The 3,769-nt window shown below is 72.5% G+C and carries 4 protein-coding genes; all 4 read right to left on the reverse strand.

Annotated features, from left to right (window positions below; translation table 11 throughout):
- Window positions 1-545: ATP-binding cassette domain-containing protein (locus tag V7Q31_RS17920; protein WP_333835210.1), on the reverse strand; the 545-nt coding region annotated here is incomplete at its 3' end.
- Window positions 542-1,387, reverse strand: coding sequence for an ABC transporter permease (locus V7Q31_RS17925; RefSeq protein WP_333835211.1), 846 nt, complete (start codon window positions 1,385-1,387; stop codon window positions 542-544). The genes V7Q31_RS17925 and V7Q31_RS17920, both read right to left, overlap by 4 nt.
- A complete protein-coding gene (locus V7Q31_RS17930; RefSeq protein ID WP_333835212.1) occupies window positions 1,384-2,376 on the reverse strand; it encodes an ABC transporter permease in 993 nt (330 codons plus the stop codon). Before V7Q31_RS17930 ends, V7Q31_RS17925 begins: the two co-directional genes overlap by 4 nt.
- A partial coding sequence (locus tag V7Q31_RS17935; protein ID WP_333835213.1) for an ABC transporter substrate-binding protein occupies window positions 2,376-3,769 on the reverse strand: 1,394 nt, incomplete at its 5' end. The genes V7Q31_RS17935 and V7Q31_RS17930, both read right to left, overlap by 1 nt.

Below are 3,769 nucleotides of genomic sequence, written 5' to 3' on the forward strand. Positions count from 1 at the left end.
TCGCGCCGGGCGTCGTCGAGGCCCTTCGTCGGCTCGTCGGCCAGCAGCACGCGGGCCCCGGCGGCGGTGGCGGCGGCGAAGGCCACGCGCTGGGCCATGCCGCCTGAAAGCTGCCCCGGCCGCGCCGCGGCGGCCTGTTCGCCCAGGCCGAGCCCGGCGAGATCGGCTCGCGCAAGGCCGGGGGCGTTTCCCCAGCCCGCACCGGCGACCAGCGCATGGGCCTCGGCCACCTGCGACAGGCTGCGCATCAGCGGATCGAGCGCGCGCCACGGTTCCTGCGGCAGGATCGCGACGCGACGGCCCCACAACGCCTCACGCCCGCGGCGGGGGAGCGCGTCGATGCGGACGCCGTCGAGCCAGACGCCGCCGAAGGCCTTCAGGCCGCGCGGCAACGACCCCATGACCGCCTGCGCGATCAGGCTCTTCCCGGCGCCGGTCTCGCCGAGGATCACGAGCGGACGGCCGGGTTCGACGGTGAAGCCGATCGGATGGACGAGGCGGCGGGCGCCGATCGACACGGATAGATCGTCAACGCGCAGGGTCATGTGTCGGTCTCCTCGCCCGCGACAAGGCGTAGGCACAGCACGGTTGCGGCGAGCGCGCCGATGGGGGCGGCGATGGCCCAAGGCGCGGTGCGCCAGCTTGGAAGCAGCTCGGACATCATCACTCCCCATTCCGGGGTCGGCGGCCGCAGGCCGACCGAGATGAAGCCGAGCGTGGCTAGCGCGGTCACAACGGTCGCGCCGCCGAAGGCCGCCAGTGTCAAAACCTGCTGCGCCAGATCGGGCCAGAGATGGCGGCGGATGACGTGCCAGCGGCCGAGACCCAGCAGTTCGGCCGCCTGGACCGCCTCGCCCGCCGTCAGGACGCGGGCGCGCTGGCGGGCGACGCGGAAGAACTCGACCCACAGCGTCAGCGACAGGCCGATGTAGAGCGTCCACCAGCTGTCTGGCCGGATCGCCGCCAGCAGCATGACGAGCAGCAGGCCCGGCAGCGCCAGCACACCGTCGGCGAAGGCGCCGAGCGCGCGGTCGGTCCAGCCGCCGCGCCAGCCCGCGACGATGCCGAGGCTGACGCCGAAGGCCGCCGCCGTGCCGACGGCGAGCGCCGCCAGCGCCAGCGTCAGCTGCGCGCCGCCGAGGATGCGGGCGGCGAGATCGCGGCCGAGGTGATCGGTCCCGAGGATGTGCGCGCCCGTTCCCGGGGGAACGAGGATCGCGCGCAGGTTCTGCCGCGCGGGATCGTGGCCCACGAGGTCCGGCCCTGCGACGGTCAACGCCGCGATCACGGCGATCCCGACAAGGCCCGCCGCGCGCGCGGGGCTCATCCGGCCGAGGGTCAGGGCAGGCAGGACGCTGCGGGCTGCGGTCATCACGCGGACCGTCATGCGCGCATCCTCGGGTCGATGGCGCGGCAGGCGAGGTCGATCAGGAAACTGAGCAGCACGAAGGACAGCCCCAGCGCCAGCGCGGTTCCCTGCAGCATGGTCACGTCGCGCTCGAAGACGGCGTGGGTCAGGGCGTGGCCGATGCCGGGCCAGGCGAAGACGCTTTCGACCACGACGACGCCCTCCAGCAGCAGCGCGGTCTGCACGCCCAGATAAGCGACGACCGGGGCGGCGGCGTTGCGGATGCCGTGCCGCCACAACGCGGCGCCGGTGGACAGGCCCTTGTGACGGGCGAACTGGAACGCCTCGCTGGCCACCGTGCGCGCGACCGCGTTCCGGATCACCCGCGTCAACACCGAGGCCAGCACCAGCCCCAGCGTCAGCGCGGGCAGGAAGGCGTTGGCGCCGTGGGAATGGCCGGCGGCCGGGGCCGCCCGCATCTGCACCGCGATCAGCAGGATCAGCAACACCCCCAGCAGAAAGGCGGGGGTGGCGCGCAGCAGGATCGAGACCACGGCGGTCAAGCGGTCGAAAACGCCGCCGGGGTTCAGCCCCGCCAGCACGCCGATGGGCGTGGCGATCAGCAGGGCCAGCCATACCGCGACCACCGCCAGCAGCACGCTGTGGCCAAGCTGATGCGCGACCGAATCGATCACGCGTTCGCCGGTGACGGCCGTGTAGCCCAGATCGAGGGTCAGCAGCTGGCCGAGCCAGGCCAGCAGCCGCACCCATGAGGGACGGTCGAGGCCAAGCTCGGCGCGGACCTGCTCGGCCGCGGCGGCGCTGACCATGTCATGGCCATAGCGCCCCGCGGCGATTCGGTAGGCCGCGTCGCCGGGCAGCGACTCAAGCATGGCGAAGCCGACGACGCCGACCACCAGCGCCACGATGACAGCCTGGACCAGACGGCCGACGATCAGGCCGCCGAGGCTCTGGGCCGCGGAGGGACGGGCGGTCCAGCGCGCGGCGCGTGCGATTGCAGCCGCCATCAGTTGGCCCAACGCACGTGCGACAGGCCGTAGCTGCGCTCAAGCGGGTCGATGGTCACGCCCTGCAGCGCCGCGGCGTGGCCCACCGTCAGCATGGACCATGTCACAGGGATGACCGGCAGCTCGGCCTGAAGCGCGTCGGTGACGGCGCGGATCGCCTCGGCGCGCGCCGCGGGGTGCGTCTCGGACAGCGCGACGCGCAGGGCCGCATCCACGTCCGGCGCGTCCCAGTTCATCGCGCCCCAGCCGCCGCCGCCCGCCTTGAAGTCGTCGAACGCGTTCACGACCGGGTCGGGGGTCAGCCCGTAATTACGCGCGGCCAGCGCCAGATCCAGCGTTCCGTCCTGATGCCCGCCCGGTACGTCGGACGAATTGCCGATCGAGACCTTCAACTCGACGCCGATGTCGCGCCACTGGTCCTGCAGGGCCGCGGCGATGAGAGGCAGTTCGGGGCGGTTGGGATAGGTGCGCAGGGTCAGCGAAAAGCGTTCGCCGTTGCGGACCAGAACGCCGTCGGGGCCAGTGGCCCAGCCCAGACCGGCGAGGATCTCGCGCGCCTGATCGGGATCGTAGGCAACGGCCGGCTGCTTCGCATCGTGCCAGCCGGCCAGCACCGGCGGGAAAAGCTGGTTGGCGGCGGCGTCGGGGAAATCGAGGATGCCGATGGCCACGCCCTCGCGGTCGATGGCGAGGCTGAGCGCGCGGCGCGCCTCGGCGTCCGCCAGCGGCGGGCGGGCCACGTTCAGCTTGACCATGACCGTCCGGGGGATCGCAACGGCGTGGACCGTCGCGAGGTCGAGGCCCTTCAGCCGGTCGAAGCCTGCCTTGTCGAGGTTGATCGCCAGATCGGCGTCGCCGCTTTCGATCATCAGGGCGCGGGTCTCGGGGCGATGGGACGACAGATACCGCACCTCAGCGACATGCGCGGCTTCGCCCCAATAGCCGTCGAAACGCTCGGCGACCAGCGACAGCGGCGGCGCCATGTTGATGACGCGGAACGGCCCCGTGCCGATGAAGGCGACGGCTTTGTCGTCCGCGTCGAAGCTGGCGGGCGCGACGATCATCGCGCCGTAGTTGGCCAGCACCGAGGGCAGCGCGGCGAAGGGAGCCTCAAGCCGGATGACGACCTCGTCGCCCTCGGCGACGACGCCGACGAGCGGCACGGAGGCCAGCACGCCGGGCCGCGCGGCGGCGCGGCGGAGGCTGGCCGCCACGCTCTCGGCGTCCATGGCCGAGCCGTCGTGGAAGGCGACGCCCTGCCGGATGGCGAAGCGCCATTCGAGCCCGTTCTCGCTGACCATCCAGCCAGTCGCGAGGCCGGGGCACGGCGTTGCGTCTTCGCACACGTCGACCAGCGTCTCGCCGATCTGCATGCGCTGGTAGATGTAGCCGT

The sequence above is a fragment of the Rubrimonas sp. genome, assembly GCF_036788415.1.
Taxonomy (GTDB): Bacteria; Pseudomonadota; Alphaproteobacteria; order Rhodobacterales; family Rhodobacteraceae; genus Rubrimonas.

Coding starts and splice junctions, on each gene's coding strand:
- V7Q31_RS17930 (WP_333835212.1), bottom strand. CDS start 2,376: ATGGCGGCTGCAATCGCACGCGCCGCGCGCTGGACCGCCCGTCCCTCC.
- V7Q31_RS17925 (WP_333835211.1), bottom strand. CDS start 1,387: ATGACGGTCCGCGTGATGACCGCAGCCCGCAGCGTCCTGCCTGCCCTG.